Genomic DNA, 23,206 nt, shown 5'->3' with positions numbered 1-23,206 from the left:
CATGAACAGCTTATGCCCATAGTGCAAGCTACTTGAGTGGCCATTGGCCAACGACTGACCACTGACGGCTGACGGCTGACGGCTGAATGCTTAGATGACTGAGGTTTACGATCATAGAGGTGATTAATGACAATTCCTTTGTTAGAGTATCCGCCCTCAACCCAAAATCAGCGGGTCGCTGGATATGAGGTGCCCGGAGATGAGCAGCCTAAACTATACACTACAGCTAATCTTCTGCTTCATGGATCTTACACAAACCTAGACATCGGTCTGAAGTCCAATTCCTGCTTCGTTTGTATACGTAGGAAGACGGCTTCTTCTACTCCACAGGCGTTTTATCGGTAGCCACCGACAGTGTTATGTAAAACCTGGTTCCCAGCCCTCTATATTGATTGCTGCGTTGATATCCCGGTCAACAATAAGTCCACAACCACCACAAACATAAATTCGCTTTTGAAGGGGCATATCTTGCTTATGACCGCACTTGTGGCAGGTTTTAGATGAAGGGAACCATCGATCGACCAACGTCAACTTAAAGCCATGAAATTCTTGTTTGTAGGTTAGTAATTCTCTAAATCGATAGAAACCTAACAAAGAAATCGCCTCGGCTAATTTGTGGTTCGCAAGCATCCCTGATACATTCAAGTCTTCGATTTTGATTTCTTGATATGTCTGAGCTAATCGAGTTGTCTCTTTTTGTAAAAAGTCTTCTCGACTGTTGACAATATGCTGATGTTGCTGACGAAGTTTCTGGTAGTATTTGTGGGCGTTCTTACTAGGTTTTTGTTTTCTGGGACCATTGCCTAGCACCTTTTTCCGATTTCTCCATTGTAGTTTCGATAGCTTGATTTTCGCTTTCTTAATCGAACTAGGAGTCTCAATCTTGGTGTGGTCAGATAAGGTAGCAAAGCACTTCACACCTAAATCAACACCAACTTTTTTATGGGTGTGTTTCATTGATGGTAAGGGGCAAGCCTCGATTTTAAACGACACAAACCACTTCCCAGCTTCACGAGAAATTGTGAAAGTTTGAGACCCACAATTAAACGGAATAGCTTCTTTAATTCGGAAGGTTCCTAATGTAGGAATCCTGAGCAATTTTCCAGCTTTTACTAAGCGCTTACCATGTCCATCATCAACGGTAAAACTACATTGATGACGTTTCTTTTTAAATTTAGGTATCCCTGAACAAAGCTTCGGATCGCGCCAACGACTGAAAGCTTTTTTCAAATCTCTCAAAGAGTTTTGATAGATGCGAGAAGAGTATTGATTACACCAGGCAAAATCAGGATTCTTTTTGGTGACGTTGGTAAAAATCTTTTTGATAGCAGTCAATCGCTTAGCATCCGAAGCTTTAACACCGTCAAAATCCCAAGAAGACATCATGATACTGAGACCGTAGTTATATACGAACCGAGAGAAGCCAGCGCAACCAGCTAAGAAGCCAGATTGTTTGTGATTGACTTTAAGTTCTCGTTTGAGTGCATACATGATGTGTATCCTGGGAATTCGACCTTAAACTTGTACTTCCATTTCTACTTTAGCGCAATTTTCCGGATTGTCGATGTTTTTGTCAATATTTTCTTGAATTGGTTGGACAGATCGACGTAGACCGTAGAGCCGACAAGAGAAACAGTGAATAATTGCCATCAGGTCTTCCACCATTTCTTGTTGGGGACTAAGTGACTCATTGTTAGTCACAACGATATTACAATCACAATAGTTAGCTAACTCAACGATCAGCTCGAAGGCAAACCTACATAGACGGTCTTTGTGAGCTACGACGATTGTAGAAATCTGTCCGGATAGCATACGGAATATCAGGTTTAGAAACTTCTTACGTTTGAAATTAAGACCACCACCGACTTCTTTAATCACTTCATCAATTTGAATTCCAGAAGCACAGCAGAAGGTATCCATAGCTTTGACCTGGTTTTCAAGTTCGGGTTTGAGAGCGGGGGATGATACGCGACAATAAACAACTACCAGCCGCTTGGCATGATCACGGGATAGACCTTTAAGTTGATTGATATGCTTCTGGGTGTAAATACGATGATTGCCAAGGCTGCGATCGGCTACCAATTTTCCCGAAATATCCCAACGCTGGAGAGTTCTAACGGTGACACCGGCGATTTTGGCGAATTCATGAGGACGATAATGCATCTTCGACAATCCTGTGTAGGTTTGTCGAAGATTGTGGATGATTCAAGGACTAATTGTCAACTCTCTCCATCAGAAATGGATGACTTGATTAGGGCAGCCTATAGTCAGATTTTTAATGAACAACAGATTATCAAAAGCAACCGCCAAACCTTTTTAGAATCACAGCTGAGATTTGGTCAAATCACGGTGCGCGAATTCATTCGTGGTCTAGCAACATCTGAAACTTTTTGGCAGCGCAATTATCAGACCAACAACAACTACCGTTTTGTCCAGATGTGTGTACAACGCATCTTGGGGCGTGATGTCTACAGCGAGCGGGAAAAGTTAGCTTGGTCAATAGTGCTGGCTACTAATGGGTTACAAAACTTTATTGATGCTCTGCTCGATAGCGACGAGTACCTGGAAAACTTTGGTGATGACACCGTGCCTTATCAGCGGCGGCGAATCATACCCCAGCGTACTCAAGGCGATCTACCCTTTGCCCGGATGCCTCGTTATGGGGAAGACTATCGCACCCAACTGCAACAGCTGGGTTACTTCAAATACCAACCAATTGGTTTCAAAACCTATTATCCTCCTGCCTCAGTGCGCTTTGTAGCAGGAGTACTCACTAAGGTAGGAGCTGTAGTCTTACTTGGGGGAACAATTGCGATCGCCTTAGCCGCCTGGGGTATTATCAGCCTGTAGCTGTGAGTGTAGGTTTGATAAGAAATGTTACTAACCTGCTAACGGCTAGACCAATTAGCTGGAGTAAACAGCTTAGCTGTGTCTTGAGCAGGAAGTAACCAACCAAGAGGCTTCCAGCACCAACGTGGAGCGAATCCACAGGGTAGCCATAGCAAGCCAGTTCTGATCTGCCGTTGCAATCAGACATAAAAAAATCTTAAACTCTTAACAAGATGTAACGAATAAAGGCTCGACATCATTGTATAAAAGTTACCTGAAGGGTAAATAGTGACAGGCGAAAGCCAACCAACTGGTTGACACACAGCATTCCTAGGTCTCTCACCAAAACGTGAAGTTTTGTAATTTTTCTTAACGATCCGTTTTGAACCCAACTCATGGGACAAAGACTAGGACAAAGACTAAGACACAGAGATAGGAGTATTGGCTGTGGCTGGAGCATGTTCTATCCCCTTTCAGGCTGCTTGATTTAGTTTGATTCAGTCTGAGTCTGTTTAACTGAAGCCCGTTTTGAAACAAAACCAACTAACGTAGGAGATTCCGTCAATGTTTGATGCGTTTACTAAGCTTGTTTCTCAGGCTGATGCCCAGGGTCAATACATTAGTGATGACCAACTAAATGCTCTTACCGCTATGGTGGCTGACAGCAACAAGCGGATGGATGCAGTCAACCGTATTACCAGCAACTCTTCCACCATTGTGGCTAACGCAGCTCGCTCTCTGTTTGCTGAGCAACCCCAGTTAATCAATCCTGGTGGAAATGCCTACACCAGCCGTCGGATGGCTGCTTGCTTACGCGATATGGAAATCATCCTGCGCTATGTGACTTACGCCATTTTTGCTGGTGATGCTAGTGTGCTGGAAGACCGCTGCCTCAATGGCCTGCGGGAAACCTACCTAGCTCTGGGAACTCCTGGTGCTTCCGTAGCAGTGGGTGTAGGAAAGATGAAGGAAGCTGCGATTGCGATCGCTAACGACTCCAATGGCATCACCCCTGGTGATTGCAGCTCTCTGATGGCTGAAATTTCCAGCTACTTCGACAAGGCAGCTTCTGCTGTTGCCTAAAACCCTGAAGGCATATCACTTGCTGTCTAACTATCACAACTTCAAACGTTTTTGAAAACTTGACAAAATATTAGGGAGATACCTAGACCATGAAAACCCCGCTTACAGAAGCAGTCGCTGTTGCTGACGCTCAAGGTCGTTTTTTAAGTAATGCAGAAATTCAGAGTGCCTTCGGTCGATTCAAGGGGGCTACAGCTTGCTTAGAAGCGGCAAAAGCCTTAACTGCTAAAGCCTCAACCTTGACTGACGGTGCAGCCCAAGCGGTGTATAACAAATTCCCTTACACCACTACCATGCCTGGACCAACCTACGCATCTGACCCTACAGGCAAGGCAAAATGCTCCCGTGATATCGGTTACTATCTGCGTATGGTGACTTACTGCCTAGTTGCTGGTGGCACTGGACCGATGGATGAGTACTTGATTGCTGGTTTAGATGAAATCAACCGTACCTTCGAGCTGTCTCCGAGCTGGTACATCGAAGCCCTCAAGTACATCAAGGCTAACCATGGTTTAACTGGTCAGCCTGCTACTGAGGCAAATAGCTACATTGACTACGCTATTAACGCCCTGAGCTAATAGCTATTTTGGCCTGGAAAGGTCAGCAGGTGTTAGCAAGAACTAGTATCTGCTGACCTTTCCGGGCATTGTTTTGTCTATACAGTTTGTCTATAGCAAAGGGAGCAGGGAGCAGGGAGTAGAGAGCAGGGAGCAGGGAGTAGGGAATATGGCATCAAAAATGCTCACAATTGATTTAGGTACCCTATATCTACCAAGTAATCAGATCAAGGATGAAGAATAAAGTAAGAAATTGGTAGGTTTTTTGAGGAGACAGGAGACAGGAGCGTGCGTAAAATGAAAATTAACAAGTTTAAATTAACAAGTTTAAATTAGCAAGTTAAAATGTTGCAGCCTAGTCTTGAGAATTATGTTGAGACTGATAACTCTGAGTCATTAACTGTAGAGCAAGCGATCGCAAATCTAAAAGGAAACGACCAGGGGCTTCGCTATTATGCAGCATGGTGGCTAGGAAAGTTTCGAGTCCGGGAACCACTGGCAATTGATGCCCTAATCGCTGCCCTAGAGGATCAGGAGAACCAGACAGAATTAGGAGGATATCCTCTGCGCCGAAATGCCGCCCGGGCCCTGGGCAAACTAGGAGACCATCGAGCTGTGCCTGCGTTGATTGATTGTTTAGACTGCCCGGATTTTTATGTTAGGGAAGCAGCGGTACAATCTTTAGCGATGTTAGAAGATCGTACCTGTATTCCCAAGCTGATCAAACTCCTAGATGGAGGTTTAGAAGCAGCCCAGCCTATACCCGGATGTCCCCACCTCGCCCAACCCTACAATGCTGTCATCGAAGCTTTGGGGGATCTTGGTGTAACTGAAGCGATTGACTTGATTGAACTATTCCTAGAACATCCCAACGAGTTGGAACAGTATGCCGCCGCACGGGCGATGTACCAGCTAACTCAAAACCCTACTTATGCGGAACGTTTAATTAAAGCTTTGAGTGCTTATCAAGTGCAACTGAGGCGGGCAGCTCTTTCGGATCTCGGGGCAATTGGTTATTTACCAGCAGCCGATGCGATCGCTAAGACGTGGGCGGAAAATAGTCTCAGGCTACTCGCCCTCAAAGGAATTCTAGAGCATTACTTAGAAACCCATCCCACTGATAGTTGCTACCTATCGGAGACTGCAATTAAAATTATGAACTTGATGGATGGTCTTCTTTGAAGTGCGAAGTTGAAGTGTGAAGTTTAAAGGATGAAGGATCAAGTTTTAAGAATAAAGGATCAAGTTTAAAATAATTTAATCTAATCATTTATCTAACAATTTTATCTAACCATTTATCTAACCATTACTCCGCCACTGGTGGGTTTTGATCCTTTTAGCTTTTGCTTTAAACCTACCACTACCGAACACCTAGGGCAAATAACCTTTAACCTTAGACTGCTTCATGACTAATACAACCCAAGGCCAAGAATTAATTCGAGCTGTTAAAGAGGCAGATTCTGCCTATAGCTTAGTAAAAGCAGTGAGAATCCTGGCTAATGCCCATATAGAAGCTGCGATCCCCACTTTAATTGCAGTTTTTAGCTACAATAACCCAGGTGCAGCAGAATTAGCTGCCGGTGGGATAGTGCGATTCGGGAAAACAGCAGTAGCGCAATTGCTAAACCTAATTGATGACTATAACTACGGAGGTAGAGCCTGGGCAATCCGCGCACTATCAGGAATTGGCGATCCTAGAGCCTTCGATACCTTAATCGAAGCTGCTGAAACTGACTTTTCTATGAGCGTCCGTCGAGCTGCTACGAAAGGTCTGGGCAGCCTGGACTGGGAGGATATGCCTAAAGATAAAATTCCTGCTGCCCAAGAGCAAGCGTTTAAAACACTACTGCTAACCTGCCAAGATACAGAATGGGTAGTTCGTTATTCTTCCGTAGTAGGATTGCAAGGTCTAGCTACTGCTGTAGTGGTCACCTATCCAGATCTGGCTGAGACTATCAAAACTCATTTAGCGCAAATGTTCAAGACTGAAACCGATGTAACAGTGGGCACCCGTATCCAACTGGCTATCCAACAACTTGCATAAAGAATAACTAATCACGAACGCCGAATATTAAAACAACACCAATCCTGATGCTTCCAGAGGGTGGCGACAATCCAGTTATTTTGTTCTAGGCTATCAGCAATCGGTTTAACCTGATCTAATAACACACCACTGATAATTCCCCAGCTGGTTGGCTTCGCAATAGCACTCATTAGTGGAATTAAATCAATAATCACCTCTGCCAGAATATTGCAGAGGATTCCATCTACTTGTTCACCATTAGTCAGCTCAGACAAGGTTTCTATACTACCCTGTTCTATTACCAGATCCTGGTCAGACATGTTGTTAAGAGAGCGGTTGTTGCGGGCAGCACCCACTGCTAAGGGGTCAATATCCACGCCATAGACCTTTTTAGCCCCTAACAACACCGAGGCAATGGAGAGAATACCCGAACCACAGCCAATATCCGCTACGACATTGTCGTGATCACTGCTGAAGCCTAGACGCATCTCTAATGCTTCCAGGCATAACTGAGTGGTGGGATGGGTACCTGTGCCAAATGCTGCTCCAGGATCAAGACGTAACAAGATCCGTTCGGAAGGGTCTGGTAAGGGTAGCCAGGCGGGATAGATCAAAAAGCGATCGCCAACTTCTTGGGGTTCCCAGTATTGTTTCCAACTACTTGCCCAATCTTCCTCATCAATCAGGTGCCACCGAGTTATCGGTACTGGCAGCCCTACAGTAAGGGCATCCTGATTTACCCAAAGGGCAAGGGCTGCCAAATCCAACAGCTGTGCTTGTATTTGGGGTAAGTGAGCAAGCACTAGTTGAGAATGTCCCTTAAGCTGGCTGGACATTCCTCGACAACCAAACTTTTCTAGTCGCCAGAAGATTAAATCCTCTAAGGCAGAGTCGCACAAAATTTGAATTTCCCACCAGCTGTTTGCCATATCTTAGTTCCGAGGTCGAGAGTGCTGAGTTTAAGAGTGGGGAGTCAGCAGGGGGAGATACATGGTCCTTCGTTAAGGATCAAGATTGTTTGTACCTATAACCTTTTCCCCATATTCAGCACTCAGCACTCAGCACTCAATAGTGAACGTATTCAGTACTGAACGTATTCAGTAGTTAACTTATAAAGTTACCGTGTGAGCATCCCTGATCCCTGGCACCTTCATAATCTCTGTTAAAACTCCCTCTGGTAAGGGGTCATCTATACTAAGCACCATAACTGCGTCACCCCGCACAATTTTGCGACCCACCTGCATACTGGCAATATTGACATTAAAACTACCCAGCAGAGAGCCAATTTTACCAATAATTCCCGGCATATCCCGGTGTACGGTAAACAGCATATAGTGAGTGGGAGGAACATTAATCGGGAAGTCGTCGATACTGGTAATGTGGATTTCCCCATCATTCAACAGAGCACCCGTTACAGAATGTTTCCCCATGGAACCAGTGGCTGATAGATGTATGGACCCAGAATAGTCTCGCATCGAAGCATCCCTGGTTTCAATTACCCGAATGCCCCGCTCTTTTGCCTCAATGGATGCATTGACATAGTTTACCCGCTCTCGCAGTGCCTGGGAAAGTAAGCCTTTGAGGGCAGCAACCACTAAGGGCTGGCTTTCGTTGGTAGCTAACTCTCCCTGTAATCGGACATCAAGTAATTCAATGCGTCCCCCCGCCAGTTGAGCAACTAGCTTACCCAGAGTTTCTGCCAACTCCATGTATGGTCTGAGTTTTTCAATCACATTGGGTGACAATCCAGGAATATTAACTGCTGAACGGGCGGGTAAGCCTAAGAGGACATCCCGAATTTGTTCGGCTACATCAACAGCAACATTAACTTGGGCTTCTGCGGTAGATGCCCCTAGGTGGGGGGTCAAAACTATTTCTTTCCCCAATTCACGCAAGGGGGATTCTCCTAGTGGTTCTGATTCATAAACATCCAATGCTGCACCAGCAATCTTCCCCTCTTTTAGTGCCTTAGCCAGAGCTTCTTCATCAATAATGCCTCCTCTGGCACAGTTGATAATTCGGGCAGTTGGCTTCATCTTAGCAATGGCTTCGTCATTAATCAGATGAGCGGTTTCTGGAGTTTTGGGGATATGCAATGTGATGTAATCAGACTCCTGCAACAGCAAATCCATCTCGACTAAACGACAGCCTAGCTGTTCCGCCCGTTCTACCGAAATGAAGGGGTCATAGCCCAGCAACTTCATTCCCATTGCTCGGGCGACAGTTGCTACATGGGAGCCAATTTTACCCAAGCCAACTACACCAAGGGTTTTTTTGTAAACTTCTGTGCCAATAAAAAGCTTACGCTGCCACTTATTGCTTTTAACTGACTGATTGGCATCGGAGATATGACGAGATAGGGCTAGCATCATCGCCAGGGCATGTTCGGCTGCAGCTATAGTATTCCCTTCCGGAGAGTTAACCACTACAATCCCATGACGAGTTGCTGCTGGGATATCAACGTTATCAACCCCAACACCAGCACGACCGATGATCTTGAGTTGCTTGCCCGCCTCAATTACCTCTTGGGTAACGCGGGTGCCAGAACGAATCATCAGAGCATCATAGTCTGGGATAATTGTCAATAGTTCTTCCGGTGATAGATTCGGATTGAAATTAACCTCAGCAACTTGGGAAAGGATATCAATACCAGCTTGATCAATTGAGTCAGAAACAAGAACCTTAGACATGACCAGGAGATAGGTTAATGGGCTATACACACGGTGCTGGAGCTATTCCATGGGAAACTAAGATCAACCCCAAGAGTACTAGAGATGAACCATCATCCAATAGCACTTAACTACAAAAAAATGTAGTTGAACAGGTCTATTTGTTCACATTCAGTAGCTTTGACCGCAGTATGCTATCTTAACTGCAAAGGTATCCCTGGATAGCTACTGATCTAAAAGATTTTAAGTTTCCCCCATCTTTCATGGAAAATTTCTCAAAACTCTAACCTTTGAAAGCCCCTGTGCTTGAGGCGGGGGATCAAAACGAGCTCAAGGAAGAGTTCAAGTAAACTTTACATCTACATAATCAGCACAAGTGGCGATGAAATATGTGATTGCTGTATTCCCCAACCGCATTAAGGCAGAAGAAGCTTATACTGCTTTGGAAAAAGAAGAGTTACCTATGGATCGAGTAAGTATCTTGGGTAGAGGATATAAGAGTGCTGATGAGTTTGGATTCATTGACCCCAAACAACAGGGAATCAAGGGAGCCCGACAAATGGCATATTGGTTGATTCCCTTTGGCTTTGCGGCGGGTTATCTGTTCAATGTGCTAACGGAAATAAAACTGTTTGGCTTCTCTAGCGAAATTGGCAATCATCTCCTGGGAGGGGTATTTGGTGCGATCGCAGCAGCAATGGGTAGCGTTTTCGTTGGAGGTGGGGTTGGGTTGAGTGTTGGTAGTGGTGATGCACTGCCTTATCGGAACCGTCTAAATCAGGGAAAATACTTAATTGTGGTTCAGGGCTCCGAGAGTTTGACAGAGCTAGGGACTAAAATTCTGCGTCAGTTTCAGCCAGAGACTATTCAACGGTATGAGTTCCTCTAGACTATTTAAGGGTTGCGCAATTATTTTGGTGGTAAAAATCCCAAAGGCGCAAAGAGGGCAAAGTAACTAAGCCTCAATGTAAATTAAAATTAATAAAATTTAATAAAGATAACTTTTAGAGTTAGTCATGGGTAATAGATAGTATGCGAAACTGATTACCTATTGCTAAATCCTGATTAGAATTTGAGGAAATAATTATTTAGACCATTAATCAAACGTCTTTAACAAATTATTAGGAATGCTACCTAGAGAAGAACTTTTAAAAAGTGTAGAGAATCGAGAAGATGTGGCTCGTGTGATTGACCAAGCTGATCAAGCAATTAAGACTTGGGAGGTGGTATTGACGGATTTTCTATCACCGCCAGTTTTGGTAGAGGTTGCTCAGCAGTTTGAACGGTTGACAGAGGTGCAATTGCTGGCTTGGGGAGGATATCCTCAGGCGGAACGACAACGGTTAGGGATCGCCCGTGAGGAATTGCCTCTGGATAAATCTCAGGTAGAATTGGTGGGTTTGGATATTGCTGGGAATTTTTTGTTTGATACCGCAACTCACCGGGATTTCTTGGGGGCAATTCTGGGCACTGGATTGGTGCGAGAGAAGATTGGGGACATTATTGTCTTGGGAGAGCGAGGTGCTCAGGTGATTGTCGTACCAGAGTTGGTAGAGTTTCTGGAGCTGAATTTAAATCAGGTGCGTTCGGTACCTGTCAAAACTCAACGGATTGATTTGAGTGAACTCAAGATTAGGGAACCGAAAAAGAAACTCAGAACAACAACAGAAGCTTCCATGCGTTTAGATGCGATCGCATCGGCTGGCTTTGGTATGTCCCGCAGCAAGATGGTTGATTTCATTACCACTGGGGATGTGCGGGTTAACTGGAAAGAGGTCAAGCAATCTAGCTATACAGTCAAATCTGGAGATTTGATTGCCATTCGTGGTAAAGGACGCTTGGAGGTTGGGGATGTCTCTATTACTAAAAAACAACGATATCGGGTTGAATTAACCCGATACATCTGAAACAAGGTGGGGCTTCAAAATTCGCTGTGTTCAATCCCCTGTGTATAAGATAAATTGAGAAAGGTACACATAAAAAGTCTATTAGGCTGTCAACACCCCATACTCTGACTGGGATTAAAGGCTCAAGCTGGTTTATCCTCCCCCGTCGCCCATAGCTGGGGTTTCCAAAATATCTAGGATTTGTGATGAAAATTTATTAATGATTATTACGACTTCCGTGCTGCAAAGCTTACTGCAAGCTATACCTATACTGCGGTCACAGGTGTACTTCAAGTCTTCTTTGACCGCACTTTCCCATGCCATGGAAGATCAGGTATTAGCTGGCTCAGAGCAGCCGTTGGTCATTGCTAGCTTCCAGCGAGAGCGTTTCTACCGTCAGGAAGCTCATCGATATCGACGCATTGCTCAACAGACCCCCCAAGTCTATGTACTAGCAGCACCGGAAACAGAATTTAAGAGTAGTTCAGAGTATCACGAAACCGTGGCATTTGAACCCAACGATGCCCTCTCTCAAGAATGGCATTTGGTAGTTATTGGGAAAACATACACAAACTGTTTGATTTGTCAAGAACGACCCTCACCAATACTAGAGGTTACCAATGGGGAAATGGACTCATCCCGACGTTTTGAAGGAATCTGGACATTTGACCGGAAGGTGAGTCAAAAAGCAGCGGAGATATTACTCAATCGCATTCAAATTTACCGACCTGAACTAGGCGCTAAGATTGAACAGGCCAAATCTCAGTATTTAGACGATTCATCAGTAGTTAGTGCTCGATTAACCCAAAACTCCACCAGTAATCTATCCCTTCTCGACCAAGCTCAAAGTTCCGCCAATTCTGATCCTTTTGTCCAGCGTTTGGTGACTTATCTACAAGCAGGTCAGTATAAATTGCTCAAAGCCTATCGCTCCATTGCTGCTCAGGGCAAGAAAGAATCTCTGATCAACTCTATTTCCAACGCCATTAGGCGATCCCTTGACCCCAATGCCATTCTTGAAGTCGCTGTGCAGGAGTTGGGTAAAGCCCTTGAAGCATCACGGTGTCTGATTTATCGCTGTAAAGCAACAGATACCACTACTATCATCAATCATGAGTTCTTAAAGCCCTCTAGTCAGGGGGATGACCCTTTAGTTGCCACACTAGGAAAAATATGGCCATTGCAAGACAATTGCCTATTCCAAGAGGTTGTCCAGAGTGGAGAACGGATTTATGTAGAAGACACCCAGACAGATCCTCGGATTAACGGTACTAATTCCACAAAGAAAACTGGTAATCGACGATCAAAAACCTTGCACAATCTAGTCCAAGAGCTTGCCATTCGCTCTTGGCTGAAGGTACCAGTGCTGTATCAGGGTCAGTTATTGGGCATGTTAGATATACATCATTGTGGGTCCCAACCTTATCAATGGGAAAAGGATGAGTTAGCCTTAGTGGATGCGATCGCAACTCAAGTCGGTGTAGCTTTGATTCAAGCGGAAGCCTACGCCAACCTAGAAGATTTGAATCAGCAGCTAGAAGCTCTTGACCGCACCCGTAGCAATTTAGTAGCGATTACAGGTCATGAACTGCGCACTCCCCTCTCCACAATTCAAGTATGTCTTGAGAGTCTAGCTAGTGAGCCAGATATGTCCCTAGAATTGCGTCAGGTCATGCTCAATACTGCCCTCGCTGACGCTGAACGAATGCGGAAACTGATTCAGGACTTCCTCACTCTTTCCCGCTTAGAAAGTGGTCGTGTGGAATGGCACCCAGAATCCCTCTCCCTAAGAGAGTGCATTGACCTTGCCCTGAGTAATGTTTGCGCTCGCCGTTCTGAAGATGAACGACCTAGTTTATCGCTTCAAGTTCCAGAGAACCTTCCATTAGTCAAAGCCGACGGGGAGTGGCTAGTTGAAACTCTAGCTAGACTTCTCGATAATGCCTGCAAATTTACCAGCCCACAAGGAGAAGTAAAAATAAGTATCCAAACGCTGGATGATTCGATGATAGTAGTTATTATCGAAGATTCTGGACGTGGTATTGAACCCAATCGGCTGGAAGCTGTTTTTGACCGCTTCTATCAAGAAGAAGGTGCTCTGCGGCGAACTACTGGGGGAACAGGGCTAGGTTTAGCAATTTGTCGCCAAATTGTCAAAGGCTGGGGTGGAAAAATTTGGGCAAATTCAGCTGGCAAAGACCAAGGTTCTCAGTTTTACTTTACTGTTCCTATTATCCAAACTCCAAAATCAAAGCACTCAAAAGCTCGGCGTAAACGTTAGGGGATTCGAGATATCGAAAGTTTGGGAGTGCTACAAAAGTAGTGATTTTAGCTCCTGTTACCTTGACCAGACCGTAAGCAAATCACTATATCTTTACCACTACCAACCCAGCTTCCTTACACAGAACCCAATCCACTCGCGCTTTGGATCAAGACAATGAAGACCAGGTTACTAAGGGGACAATCGTTTAATCACCCAATCCCCATCCTTACCACGATTGTACAGCAACCGATCGTGGAGCCGACTGGGACGTCCCTGCCAAAACTCAATTTCTGATGGAATTACCCGGAACCCTCCCCAGTGCGGTGGACGAGGTACCTCTTTATTTTCATAGTCTTGGTTCAGTTGCTGTAGCCGTTGCTCCAACACCTCACGACTGGGAATAACTTGACTTTGATCTGACACCCAAGCCCCCAGCTGAGAACCCTTGGGACGACTGTTAAAATAATCATCAGACTCAGCGGCTGTTAGCTTATCGACTCGCCCCTCAATCCGTACCTGTCGTTCTAACTCAGCCCACCAAAACGTGATGGCAGCCCAAGGATTCTCGATTAACTGCTGCCCCTTGTTACTTTGATAATTAGTGTAAAAGACAAACCCCCGCTGATCGTAGCCTTTCAGAAGTACCATCCGGGCGGAAGGTTTGCCATCGGGTGTTGCTGTAGCTATAGTCATGGCATTCGGTTCTGGCAACTCAGCAGCCACTGCCTGGTCAAACCAAATTTTGAATTGCTCGAAAGGATTTGGGTGGACATCGGTTTCACTCAAACCCTTCAATGTGTAATCCTTACGTAAATCAGCTACTCTAGTATTCATGTTTCTTGCCTTAGAATTGACCAGTTTTGGTGGCATCTTTTATATCTTCCTAGCAAGCAGGTGTAGGCTTGAAGCGAACTCCAACTGCTGCTATACTGCACAAAGTCATAACCTGAGCTAATCCAAGCTCTCCCCAGCTCCCCAAAACAGCGGGGGTAAAAGAGGTAAAAAGTTCAGTTGATGACCGTGCCAAGTAGATGTCCTTGACCTGTGCGCGTTGGGACACCTGTGCACTTTACAGTAATCGGCAAGTTAAAAAAGCCGAATTTTCGTGTTATCTGTTGTAGAAGTAGGAAGCAACTGCAACGGTTTTGGATTAAGCTGATGCGACAGATTAATTTTTTGCTGATTTTCGCTCTATGTCTGGCACTAGTCTTATTTGGCTTGGAAAATACCCAATCTGTTTCCATTAGGATTATTGATGGTATCCAGGTTAAGGCTCCCTTGGCGATTGCACTGATTCTATCCATGTGGCTTGGAGCAGTAATAGCCTGGTTATTCAGCTTGTGGACGCGATTTCTCAATTTTCTAGGAACTCGTAAGATGGTTGGGCAGATACACTCAAAGGATGAACAGATTAGACAATTAGAAGACGACATTCAACAATACAAAATTGAGATTGAACAGAAACAGTTGCTTTTATCGGCATCTGACCCATTGTCAGATAATCCACTATTAGACTAATTTTGGTATCGCTATTGGGGATTGGTAAAATGTCAAGTAGCTGAATCTCCCCTATAAGCTATAGGATTCAATGCCGAAGCAATATAAGTCTAACAAAAATGTTGTTTACTATTGTAAGTAACCTGTTATAGTTTGCCCTAAGTACAGACAAAAAGTTCTTACAGGCAACCTTGAGAGCAGGATCGAAGAGTTAACTATAGAAGCTTGCCCGAACATGGACTAATAAATTCTAGAGATGGAAGTAATGCAAGTCCATGTACGTCTTTCTATCGAAGTTAACCCTAAGTTTGGAGTTTATAAAGCAGTCAAACATTAAAGGTATGTCTTATATATCTCATAAAATAATTCCCGCAACTTCGCTCTAGACTGCCTAGGCTTGGGACTAAAAGCTATGGGCGTTTGTAGCGTTTCGCTGGGTCTATCGAAGTTATTAAGAAGTACATCGAAGACCAAAAGCGCCAGTAAGTTGTTCTATTTGAGCAGTTAACTTTACTCCCCATAGACGAATATAAGGGCTACCAATTCACCCCTAAAACTCGCAAATTTATGGTGTCTATTCAGATAAATCCTGTTTGCTTCAGAGGTTGTATTCAAGGTCTCTACAAGAGTGAAAATTTAAGATGTAAAATTTACGCTTCCTTATTTTCGTTCTCCTATTTGTCCTCCCTCCAAATCATACAATACCGATGCTACCGGAGTTGATATCACACCTTACAGGACTTCCGCAGTAACTCTACCAGTAGGGTCAGTAAGCGTACTTATAGGTTATAGGGTTTGGTGCCCAGTTTTGTGTAAGTCCTGCCGTCAGTTAATTGACCAACAGTATCGAACAAGACATGGCTATATATCGTTAGTCAATAGACACGGGTCCTATAGATGACTACAACACCTGCTACCGAAGCGATCGCTATTCTCATTGATGTGGCACAGCGGGGAGAAATTGACCCATGGGATGTTCAGGTAATTGATGTCATTGACCGCTATCTAAGTACACTGGCATTAGACAGTGATCCAGAACTCGGATACCGTGACACGGACTTGTCTCAGTCTGGGCAAGCGTTTCTATGGGCATCCATGCTAGTTCTACTGAAAGCCGATACCTTGGAACGTTTAGAAGAACCCGAGGAGTTGGAGGAATCCGAAGAACTGGATGGGTCCGAGGAAATTGATGGCAGGGGAGATAGAGGTTTGCCTCGCAATCTAGAACGTCATCTACGCCGTCGCTCTGCTGCCCGACCCCCTAAAAGACGCCCAGTAACCCTGCCAGAGCTCATTAAACAGTTGCAGGAGATGGCAGTCCAACTGGGTGAAAACCCCTTACCTTCCCCTAAAAAAGGGACTCGCTCTAGTGTCCGTAGTCAGGCAGCTCGTATTGCCCATCTAGCTCATGATGAAAACTTGACCGAGATTGCCACACGGCTGGAGGAATTTCTATCCCGCTACTGGTATGAGCTAGCGCCAGACAACGATTGGCTGAATTTAAATCAGTTGTTAGAGTGGTGGACGTTATCCCCATCATCAGTTGCATCAACTTCCCTTGGTTCTTCTTACCAGGAGGACAAACTCAGAACAGCCAAGATGTCGGGAAAAGCTGACACAGAAACAGCGATCGCTCCTATTGAATCACGAATAGGGGACAGAGTTAGTGTTTTCTGGGGACTGCTATTGTTATCTGCTCAGTCTAAGGTTGAGTTATGCCAAGAAGAATTCTACCAAGATATAAAAATCCGTAAATTGGAGTAATGAACCCCACGCTTAAAAGCGGGTCATTATAACATCAACTAGCCTTGTCAGGAAACCAGTAATTCTCAACTGGGGTCACTCAAAGCATCACTCAAAGCACAGGTTACAGAAAATTCCAGCTTGTTTGCCACTGTGTAATAGCGGTGGCTATGAAAAAGAGTTAGGGACTAAAGTCCCTCGTGCTAATCGTGGGTGAGAGTTCAAGGACTAGTTAGAATCGTACTCAATTGCCCACATCAACCTCTATGGATTTAGTTTAAGGAGAAAAGATACATGAAAGCCATGATTCTGGCAGCTGGCAAGGGAACTCGCGTTCGCCCTATCACTTACACTATTCCCAAGCCATTGATTCCCATCCTGCAAAAACCAGTAATGGAGTTTTTACTAGAACTATTACGACAACATGGTTTCGACCAAATTGTGGTCAACGTCTCTCACTTGGCTAACGAAATTGAAAGCTATTTTCGAGATGGGCAACGCTTTGGCGTTGAAATTGCTTATTCTTTTGAAGGTCGCATTGTTGATGGTCAACTGGTTGGGGAAGCCCTCGGCTCAGCTGGTGGCATGCGTAAGATCCAGGACTTTTATCCCTTCTTTGATGATACATTTGTGGTGCTCTGTGGTGATGCCCTGATTGACCTGGACTTGACAGCAGCACTTAAATTCCATAAAGAAAAGGGAGCAATTGCTACCCTAGTGGCAAAACCTGTACCACGAGAACAGGTGTCTAGCTACGGTGTCGTAGTTACAGATGAAACTGGTCGCATCAAAGCTTTCCAAGAAAAGCCCTCAGTGGAGGAAGCCCTCAGTACCAATATCAACACAGGAATTTACATTTTTGAGCCAGAAATCTTTAACTATATCCCCTCTGGTCAGGAATATGACATTGGCGGCGAACTATTTCCCAAACTTGTGGAAACGGGGGCTCCTTTCTATGCGGTACCAATGGATTTCCAGTGGGTTGATATTGGTAAAGTCCCAGATTACTGGCGAGCTGTTCGAGGTGTGCTGCTTGGAGAAATCAAGAATGTACCGATTCCCGGCAAAGAAGTCGCTCCCGGAATCTATACTGGCTTAAATGTGGCCGTGAATTGGGACAAAGTAGATATCAAAGGTCCGGTTTACATTGGTGCTATGACCCACATCGAAGATGGGGCAAAGATTATCGGACCAACTATGATTGGTCCCAATTGCTGGATCTGTAGCGGAGCAACGGTTGAGAATAGCGTCATTTTTGAATACTCTCGCCTTGGAGCCGGAGTACGTCTAGTGGATAAGCTAGTGTTTGGACGCTATTGTGTTGACAAGACTGGTGCGGCTATTGATGTTCAGGCGGCAGCCCTAGATTGGCTGATTACTGATACCCGCCAGAGTTTGCCTGTCACTGAACCAGCAGAACGACAAGCGATTGAGGAAATCCTCAGCAGCAAGATTTAACAGGTTCACGTAAGTCCTCGTCCTTATAGAAGGCGGGGATTTACCCAGCTAAATAGCTTTAAAGAAATTTTCCAATTCAGGATCACACCAGAGGATCACGCGTATTTGGTAGTTGCTACTTTGAAATCTTGACTATAATAGAGAAAGGAAATAACTCCAAGGGGCCTTAATGGTTTCGACGTGTTGGTGAAAGCTGACCCGTGATTCAGGTCGAGAGTGAGTCTTCTCTCGCAAATACCGGACTCAAAAAAATTGTAACTGCGAACAACATCGTTCCTTTTGCTCGTAAGGCTGCACCTGCTGTTGCCTAAACACCTATAAACAGGTTCGAGCGTCTGTAGTTTGACTCCGTTAAGGACTACGGACTTAACCCCAACGGATGCTCTAGTAAGCTGTCTTTGGTCGGTTTGCTAGCTAAGACTTCACCAAAGCATCCTGTCATCCGGGATAATGGATGATCCCCGCTCCGAGGGTTAAAGGGGCTATGCCTGTGAATGAGCGATAAGTAAATAACCAGGGCGGACACGGGTTCAATTCCCGTAGGCTCCATTAAAAAATAAATATGACTATAAAATATCACCTATTAAGATTTATTTCCCTGGATCAATTCATAAAATCAGCGTTAATTTTTTCAGTGTTGATTTTTATTGTATTAGGAACCATTAAAGAGGTTATTCTTCAACTTGATTATAGTTAACTCTAATCTCCAATCAATAGTTCCAGTTCTGTATTGATTGGTCTGTTGATAGCAGTTCTCAAAAAGGGTCGGTAAGTCTTGGAAAAATAGGATTAACTTTACTGATAAAAATAAGATAAAAATAACAGGAGTGATTATCCTGTCACTAATTAATCAATCTGTTATCGATGCCTGTTTATTTGCTAAAGCTAACCCCACCTCAATCAAACATTCTCAATAAAACATTGTAGATAGGGTTAGCTTTAGCATTCTGTTCAACCTGGATTTAGTACTATCGGGTTAACAACTTATAACGTGATATTAATAAGCACCATGCCTATTAAAGATTACCATGATAGTTTTCACAATCAGCTTCAGGTCGTAGCCAATAGACCACTTATGTTGGTAATCCAAGTCCATAAGAACGATATCTTCAAAGTCAGTCACCTTTGAACGACCATTGGCTTGCCATTCACCAGTGATTCCAGGTTTAACTCTTAAACGCTTGTAGTGATGGCGGTTGTAGCTCATGACTTCATCAAAGGTAGGAGGACGAGTTCCAACTAGGCTCATCTCTCCGATCAAGACGTTCCAGAATTGGGGAAATTCATCAAGACTGGTGCGGCGTAGAAAGCCTCCGATCCGACTGATACGGGGATCATTTTCATTTTTGAATATATGACCTTTAGCTTGGTTTTCTACTAAGTGCTTGAGTTTGTCTGCACCCACGATCATTGAACGGAATTTCCAGATTCGGAAGGGTTTCCCATTCAGACCACAACGGATCTGACTATAAAATAATGGACCGGGATCGACTATCGACATAGCGATCGCAATCGGAATTGCGATGCTCACGGTAATTAATAATCCAACCAAAGCTCCAATAATATCAATTAATCGCTTGATAGTATTGTTGGCAGACTGATGAACCTCTTGCTGAAATAAATAACTTGGTATTCTGTTATCCCAAATTGGTGAATCAATCGAGGTATAAGCAGAAGACTTGGAGATAATCACGGCTTTTTCTTAGTTATCTAAAGTTGATTAAACGACGGAATAATTGCTTTAAATCCCCAGGCTGATAGAACAGTTAAGCTCAAGAGAGCCAACTTGCTTAGGTAGTTTTTGGCAAAACTTTATGGAAGAGTCTCCTGCCATTTTCCAAAAGATTTGGTAGGCACCCACTAACCCTAAAGTCTTTGTTGTTCACTAAATAGTCTATTAACCAGACCGCTGAAAACTTTAAAAGTTCCCACTAAAGTTAATTTTTTTTATAAAAGTAACTTATATATAGGTAGATGACCTTGTCATTTTTATTGACCGCCTTATTAATAATTTTTAATCGAAGCCTCTGCTCATAGTATTTTGATTTTTCAAAAAAAGAGTAGTATATTTTGTATCATTTCACTGAACTTTCACATTGTATCGACGAATTCGTGAAGGGATTGTGAATTGGGGTTGAATTAATTGACTTCTAGTCTGAATTTTGGTAATAATAGTTAACTATTATTAATCAACAAATGACTGGAAATGATTAGAGGTAAAAATAATGCAATTGATGTTAAGTTGCTAGGTAGACATCCCTAAAGACTACCTCTGATACTAAATCCAAGTTAAAAACCTCCTTTATAGTCAAGTCATGAGGGGAAGCCTTAGGTCAAAGGCAGGCAAATGCAAGCTTATGTAGCCGCAACTTCCCTCTCGACTGGGCTAAAAGGGGGCTAGAAAAGCCGATTTAAGATCACAGATCAGTAAACACTGCTATAGCTTAGCCATGTTGCCAGCTTGGCAGGAATTTTCAAGAATTTACCGAAAACAGAACGGACGCGCTTCATCCGAGTTTCTTAAGAGCGTCCCAGGGCTTGCTAAGGGCTGACGCTCCGCTGCCCGAACAAATCTGTTTTGTAATGAAAGAAACTTGCATCGTCACAAGCCACTATTTTCTTTGCTCAAATCGCTCTTTAATCTTCCAAACCACCCCACCTCCCAGCCACACGCCATATCCCACAAACCCCACAGGGTCTCAAACCCTCAAGCACCTAGTTGTCACCCCTTCAGGTAATTCACACCCATCTGTTGACACAAATCTGTCAAGGCATTAATAGTAGCAATGACTTCTGAATGCTCAAGGGAGTCATTGCTCACAGATGTCTTCTCGGACTCTGGCGTAGGATCGCTTAAGTGCGATTGGCCGTAGGCCACGCTAAGCGATGCTCGGTACGAGCCGCTACGCGAACGCAATGGTGTATTTTCTTCAGACAATCCTATCCCCCAGGATTGAGGCAATTCTCCTGTTGACCAATCCATTGGTGGTTCCTGCTTCAAATCTGATTGGCCTTTGGCCACGCTACGCGAACGCTCAGACACCGCCTCAGTCATAGTCACAGAGTTTTTGGGCAATAAGGTTTCCGGATGTAATTTAAAGCTATCCTTATCCTCAACTTGAACCTGTACATCCGCTGGTTGTTGTGAAGAAGGCCATAGGCTTGAAGCTTCTCGTCCTAACTGCTGAGCTAGACGATTCACAAAAGCAGCAAACAACATTTCTCCCTGCATGCCTAAGCTGTGCATTTTTTCAAGTTCCTGAGATAAAGACTGCTGGTAACCTTGAAGATCTCTTTGTAGGGTCTCAAAAGTCAACCGTTGGTTAAGATCTATATTCTGTATGAGTTGATCAGATTGTTTTTGAAGCTGCTGTAGTTGCTCAATAACCTTTTGTCTTTCGACTACAGCAACAATCTCGTCCTGATTTGAAGGCAATCGGTTGATTGAGTCGTCACTAGTGGGATTCTTGTTTAAGTGAGCTTCCCAATTCGCTAAAATTTGAGATAGCTTTTGGGTCAAGCTTTCGACAAGGCGGTTGATTAGCCCTTGTGAGAAGTCTGAAGCAAACTGCACATTTGCAGTTTGTTGTTTGGTATAGTAATCCAGCTGTTGCTTGGTACTCTCCAAATGCTGAATTTCTCGTACCAGAGACTCCCGCTGTTGCTGTAGAGCCTCTAACTCTAGCTGCAATGGTTTCGTCAAATCGGTACGTAGAAGGTTCATTTCTTGAGTAACCGCTTGCAGGATTTGCTGCACTCCCTCCTGAACAGATGTGGTTACTCCCGTCTGAGATGGGGTGACTGTAGTACTTGTCTTGTCCGATTCTACCCCTAGCTTCTGCTGTTGGGAAACTAGGTAGCTACGAACTTTCCGCAAAACCTGGTGTGCAGCCGCTAAGTCACCAGACTTGAACCATGGTAAAGGAAAGTCAGGCTTATGGAGAATGTGGTCAATATCAGCAATCAGAGATTGAATGTCGGTTTGAGCAGTCACTTTGAAACCCTTGACGAGAACAAATTGATTCATACAGGAGTCAGAGTCAGCCCCCTGTGTCTAATGTTAAATTGCCACAGTCACCAAACTATTACAAATTGTTCATCATGGAGCATAATAACTGTACTTAGCCGATGTGATTATTGCCAACCCCTCTACCAGAATTAGCCTACCTCAGCTCACTGCAAGTAGTTTAAGAATCTTGGTTTGTCAAGGCAATTTCACTCGCATCAGTCATGGTCGTTGGTCTACCAAAGGTGGTGAGGTTAAGCAGATCTGTTTCATTGGCTTCTTTTAGTTGACACAGGCAAACTCCCTGACTCACTTGATTTGACAGCGGATCATCTATCTATTCAAGGTGTTTACGAAGCGCTCATGATCCCATGGAAGACCGATACAATTCATCTGAAGTTAACTCTAATGTTCATGATTCGATGGCTAGCACTCCTTTTTTTGCTGGCTTACCAGATTCTAGTGTCAAAAAAGCCATTATTAATATGGTTACCCGTAGCCATCCTGCAAATCGAGTGATTTTACTGGAGAATGACTGGGGCGGGTCTGTCTATTTCATCTTAGATGGTTGGGCAAAGATTCGCACCTATAACCTGGATGGGAAGGAGGTGACCCTGAATATTCTTGGGAAAGGAGAAATCTTTGGTGAAATGGCAGCGTTAGAGGAAGTACCTCGTTCAACAGATGTGATTACCTTGACCCCTACAACCATTGGTAGTATACCTGCTCAGGATTTTACTGAGTTAATTCATACGGAACCTTTGGCTGGTGTCCACTTAGCTCAGTTGATGGCAAAGCGTCTGCGTCAGGTTAACCGACGCCTACGCTTGCGGGAGTCAGATAGTACCTCACGAGTGGCAGACACATTGTTGTTTCTCGCTGAAGGACAAGGCAAATTGAAACAAAGAGGAACTGAGATTCCTAACTTACCTCATCGAGAGATAAGTAGCCTGAGTGGATTGGCGCGGGAGACGGTCACACGAGTCCTGACAAAGCTGGAGAAGAAAGGCTTGATCATGCGGGATCAGGATATCCTTTTTATCTGTGATCTGCCTGCTCTGGAAAAGATGATTATCTAGTCAAGAGATATAAGGTATCTCCAAATGAGGAGAAATTTCAGATGGGCTAAGATGCAAGGGTACTTTAACAGTATCTCTTCTGTTATCATCTGTCCCTTTCCTCAAGAGGTTAC

At 44.2% G+C, this 23,206-nt stretch carries 19 protein-coding genes, 1 other RNA gene and 1 pseudogene; 14 read left to right on the top strand and 7 right to left on the bottom strand.

The window, feature by feature from the left end:
* Window positions 1-126: 126 nt before the first annotated feature.
* Window positions 127-237, top strand: a pseudogene (locus tag BJP34_RS48030) (phycobilisome rod-core linker polypeptide CpcG); the annotation flags it as partial.
* Between the two features lie 120 nt (window positions 238-357).
* Here BJP34_RS48030 and BJP34_RS30470 read toward each other — a convergent pair.
* Together BJP34_RS30470 and BJP34_RS30465 are read right to left on the bottom strand one after the other, a co-directional pair.
* A complete protein-coding gene (locus BJP34_RS30470) occupies window positions 358-1,491 on the bottom strand; it encodes an RNA-guided endonuclease InsQ/TnpB family protein (protein ID WP_083305249.1) in 1,134 nt (377 codons plus the stop codon).
* A 24-nt stretch (window positions 1,492-1,515) separates the two neighbouring features.
* Window positions 1,516-2,163: an IS607 family transposase gene (locus BJP34_RS30465; RefSeq protein ID WP_070393043.1), complete on the bottom strand. Its 648-nt coding sequence runs from the start codon at window positions 2,161-2,163 to the stop codon at window positions 1,516-1,518.
* Between BJP34_RS30465 and BJP34_RS30460 the strand changes: the two genes are divergently transcribed.
* The 5 genes from BJP34_RS30460 to BJP34_RS30440 all read left to right on the top strand — a co-directional run bounded on the left by BJP34_RS30460 (window position 2,158) and on the right by BJP34_RS30440 (window position 6,513).
* Window positions 2,158-2,850: a phycobilisome rod-core linker polypeptide gene (locus BJP34_RS30460; RefSeq protein ID WP_229424102.1), complete on the top strand. Its 693-nt coding sequence runs from the start codon at window positions 2,158-2,160 to the stop codon at window positions 2,848-2,850. The genes BJP34_RS30465 and BJP34_RS30460 overlap by 6 nt on opposite strands.
* Before the next feature lie 543 nt (window positions 2,851-3,393).
* Window positions 3,394-3,912: a phycocyanin subunit beta gene (locus BJP34_RS30455; RefSeq protein WP_070395577.1), complete on the top strand. Its 519-nt coding sequence runs from the start codon at window positions 3,394-3,396 to the stop codon at window positions 3,910-3,912.
* A gap of 89 nt (window positions 3,913-4,001) precedes the next feature.
* Window positions 4,002-4,490 (top strand): phycocyanin subunit alpha, encoded by a 489-nt coding sequence (gene cpcA, locus BJP34_RS30450; RefSeq protein WP_070395576.1) that lies wholly within the window; start codon window positions 4,002-4,004, stop codon window positions 4,488-4,490.
* Window positions 4,491-4,814: 324 nt separating this feature from the next.
* Complete coding sequence (locus BJP34_RS30445; RefSeq protein WP_070395575.1) at window positions 4,815-5,651, top strand: HEAT repeat domain-containing protein; 837 nt, start codon at window positions 4,815-4,817, stop codon at window positions 5,649-5,651.
* 223 nt (window positions 5,652-5,874) lie between these two features.
* Window positions 5,875-6,513 (top strand): HEAT repeat domain-containing protein, encoded by a 639-nt coding sequence (locus BJP34_RS30440; RefSeq protein ID WP_070395574.1) that lies wholly within the window; start codon window positions 5,875-5,877, stop codon window positions 6,511-6,513.
* Window positions 6,514-6,524: 11 nt separating this feature from the next.
* Here the strand turns inward: BJP34_RS30440 and prmA are convergent, their stop codons facing one another.
* Window positions 6,525-7,421: a 50S ribosomal protein L11 methyltransferase gene (gene prmA, locus BJP34_RS30435; RefSeq protein ID WP_070395573.1), complete on the bottom strand. Its 897-nt coding sequence runs from the start codon at window positions 7,419-7,421 to the stop codon at window positions 6,525-6,527.
* A gap of 180 nt (window positions 7,422-7,601) precedes the next feature.
* Window positions 7,602-9,182: a phosphoglycerate dehydrogenase gene (gene serA, locus BJP34_RS30430; RefSeq protein WP_070395572.1), complete on the bottom strand. Its 1,581-nt coding sequence runs from the start codon at window positions 9,180-9,182 to the stop codon at window positions 7,602-7,604.
* A gap of 361 nt (window positions 9,183-9,543) precedes the next feature.
* Here serA and BJP34_RS30425 point away from each other — a divergent pair, with 361 nt between their 5' ends.
* From BJP34_RS30425 to BJP34_RS30415, 3 genes are all read left to right on the top strand, one after another.
* Entirely contained in the window at window positions 9,544-10,050 is a 507-nt protein-coding gene (locus BJP34_RS30425) for a hypothetical protein (protein ID WP_070395571.1), read from the top strand.
* Window positions 10,051-10,288: 238 nt separating this feature from the next.
* A complete protein-coding gene (locus tag BJP34_RS30420) occupies window positions 10,289-11,068 on the top strand; it encodes a photosystem II S4 domain protein (protein ID WP_070395570.1) in 780 nt (259 codons plus the stop codon).
* Between the two features lie 199 nt (window positions 11,069-11,267).
* Window positions 11,268-13,328, top strand: a complete 2,061-nt coding sequence (locus BJP34_RS30415) for a DICT sensory domain-containing protein (protein ID WP_070395569.1) — start codon at window positions 11,268-11,270, stop codon at window positions 13,326-13,328.
* Window positions 13,329-13,499: 171 nt separating this feature from the next.
* Here BJP34_RS30415 and pdxH read toward each other — a convergent pair whose 3' ends face one another.
* The gene (gene pdxH / locus BJP34_RS30410; RefSeq protein ID WP_070396958.1) at window positions 13,500-14,144 is read right to left on the bottom strand and encodes a pyridoxamine 5'-phosphate oxidase; all 645 of its coding nucleotides are present in this window, start codon (window positions 14,142-14,144) and stop codon (window positions 13,500-13,502) included.
* 324 nt (window positions 14,145-14,468) lie between these two features.
* Here pdxH and BJP34_RS30405 point away from each other — a divergent pair, with 324 nt between their 5' ends.
* From BJP34_RS30405 to ssrA, 4 genes are all read left to right on the top strand, one after another.
* Window positions 14,469-14,828: a lipopolysaccharide assembly protein LapA domain-containing protein gene (locus tag BJP34_RS30405; protein ID WP_070395568.1), complete on the top strand. Its 360-nt coding sequence runs from the start codon at window positions 14,469-14,471 to the stop codon at window positions 14,826-14,828.
* A gap of 876 nt (window positions 14,829-15,704) precedes the next feature.
* The gene (locus tag BJP34_RS30400) at window positions 15,705-16,571 is read left to right on the top strand and encodes a segregation/condensation protein A (protein WP_070395567.1); all 867 of its coding nucleotides are present in this window, start codon (window positions 15,705-15,707) and stop codon (window positions 16,569-16,571) included.
* A gap of 273 nt (window positions 16,572-16,844) precedes the next feature.
* A complete protein-coding gene (locus tag BJP34_RS30395) occupies window positions 16,845-18,008 on the top strand; it encodes a sugar phosphate nucleotidyltransferase (protein WP_070395566.1) in 1,164 nt (387 codons plus the stop codon).
* Between the two features lie 160 nt (window positions 18,009-18,168).
* Window positions 18,169-18,560, top strand: a transfer-messenger RNA (tmRNA) gene (ssrA, locus tag BJP34_RS30390).
* A 445-nt stretch (window positions 18,561-19,005) separates the two neighbouring features.
* On the opposite strand, the gene BJP34_RS30385 is transcribed toward ssrA, so the two are convergent.
* Together BJP34_RS30385 and BJP34_RS30380 are read right to left on the bottom strand one after the other, a co-directional pair.
* Window positions 19,006-19,701 carry a sugar transferase gene (locus BJP34_RS30385; RefSeq protein WP_202972041.1) on the bottom strand — a complete coding sequence of 232 codons (696 nt, stop codon included), beginning with the start codon at window positions 19,699-19,701 and terminating at the stop codon, window positions 19,006-19,008.
* A 1,029-nt stretch (window positions 19,702-20,730) separates the two neighbouring features.
* Window positions 20,731-22,035 carry a hypothetical protein gene (locus BJP34_RS30380; RefSeq protein WP_070395565.1) on the bottom strand — a complete coding sequence of 435 codons (1,305 nt, stop codon included), beginning with the start codon at window positions 22,033-22,035 and terminating at the stop codon, window positions 20,731-20,733.
* Window positions 22,036-22,385: 350 nt separating this feature from the next.
* On the opposite strand from BJP34_RS30380, the gene BJP34_RS30375 reads away from it, so the two are divergent.
* On the top strand, window positions 22,386-23,093 hold the full coding sequence (locus BJP34_RS30375) for a Crp/Fnr family transcriptional regulator (protein ID WP_070395564.1): 708 nt from the start codon (window positions 22,386-22,388) through the stop codon (window positions 23,091-23,093).
* The last annotated feature ends 113 nt before the right edge of the window (window positions 23,094-23,206 follow it).

Source organism: Moorena producens PAL-8-15-08-1, from assembly GCF_001767235.1.
Lineage (GTDB): Bacteria > Cyanobacteriota > Cyanobacteriia > Cyanobacteriales > Coleofasciculaceae > Moorena > Moorena producens_A.
Note: the sequence above shows the minus strand (reverse complement) of the source record. Positions and strands in the feature narration are given on the sequence as shown.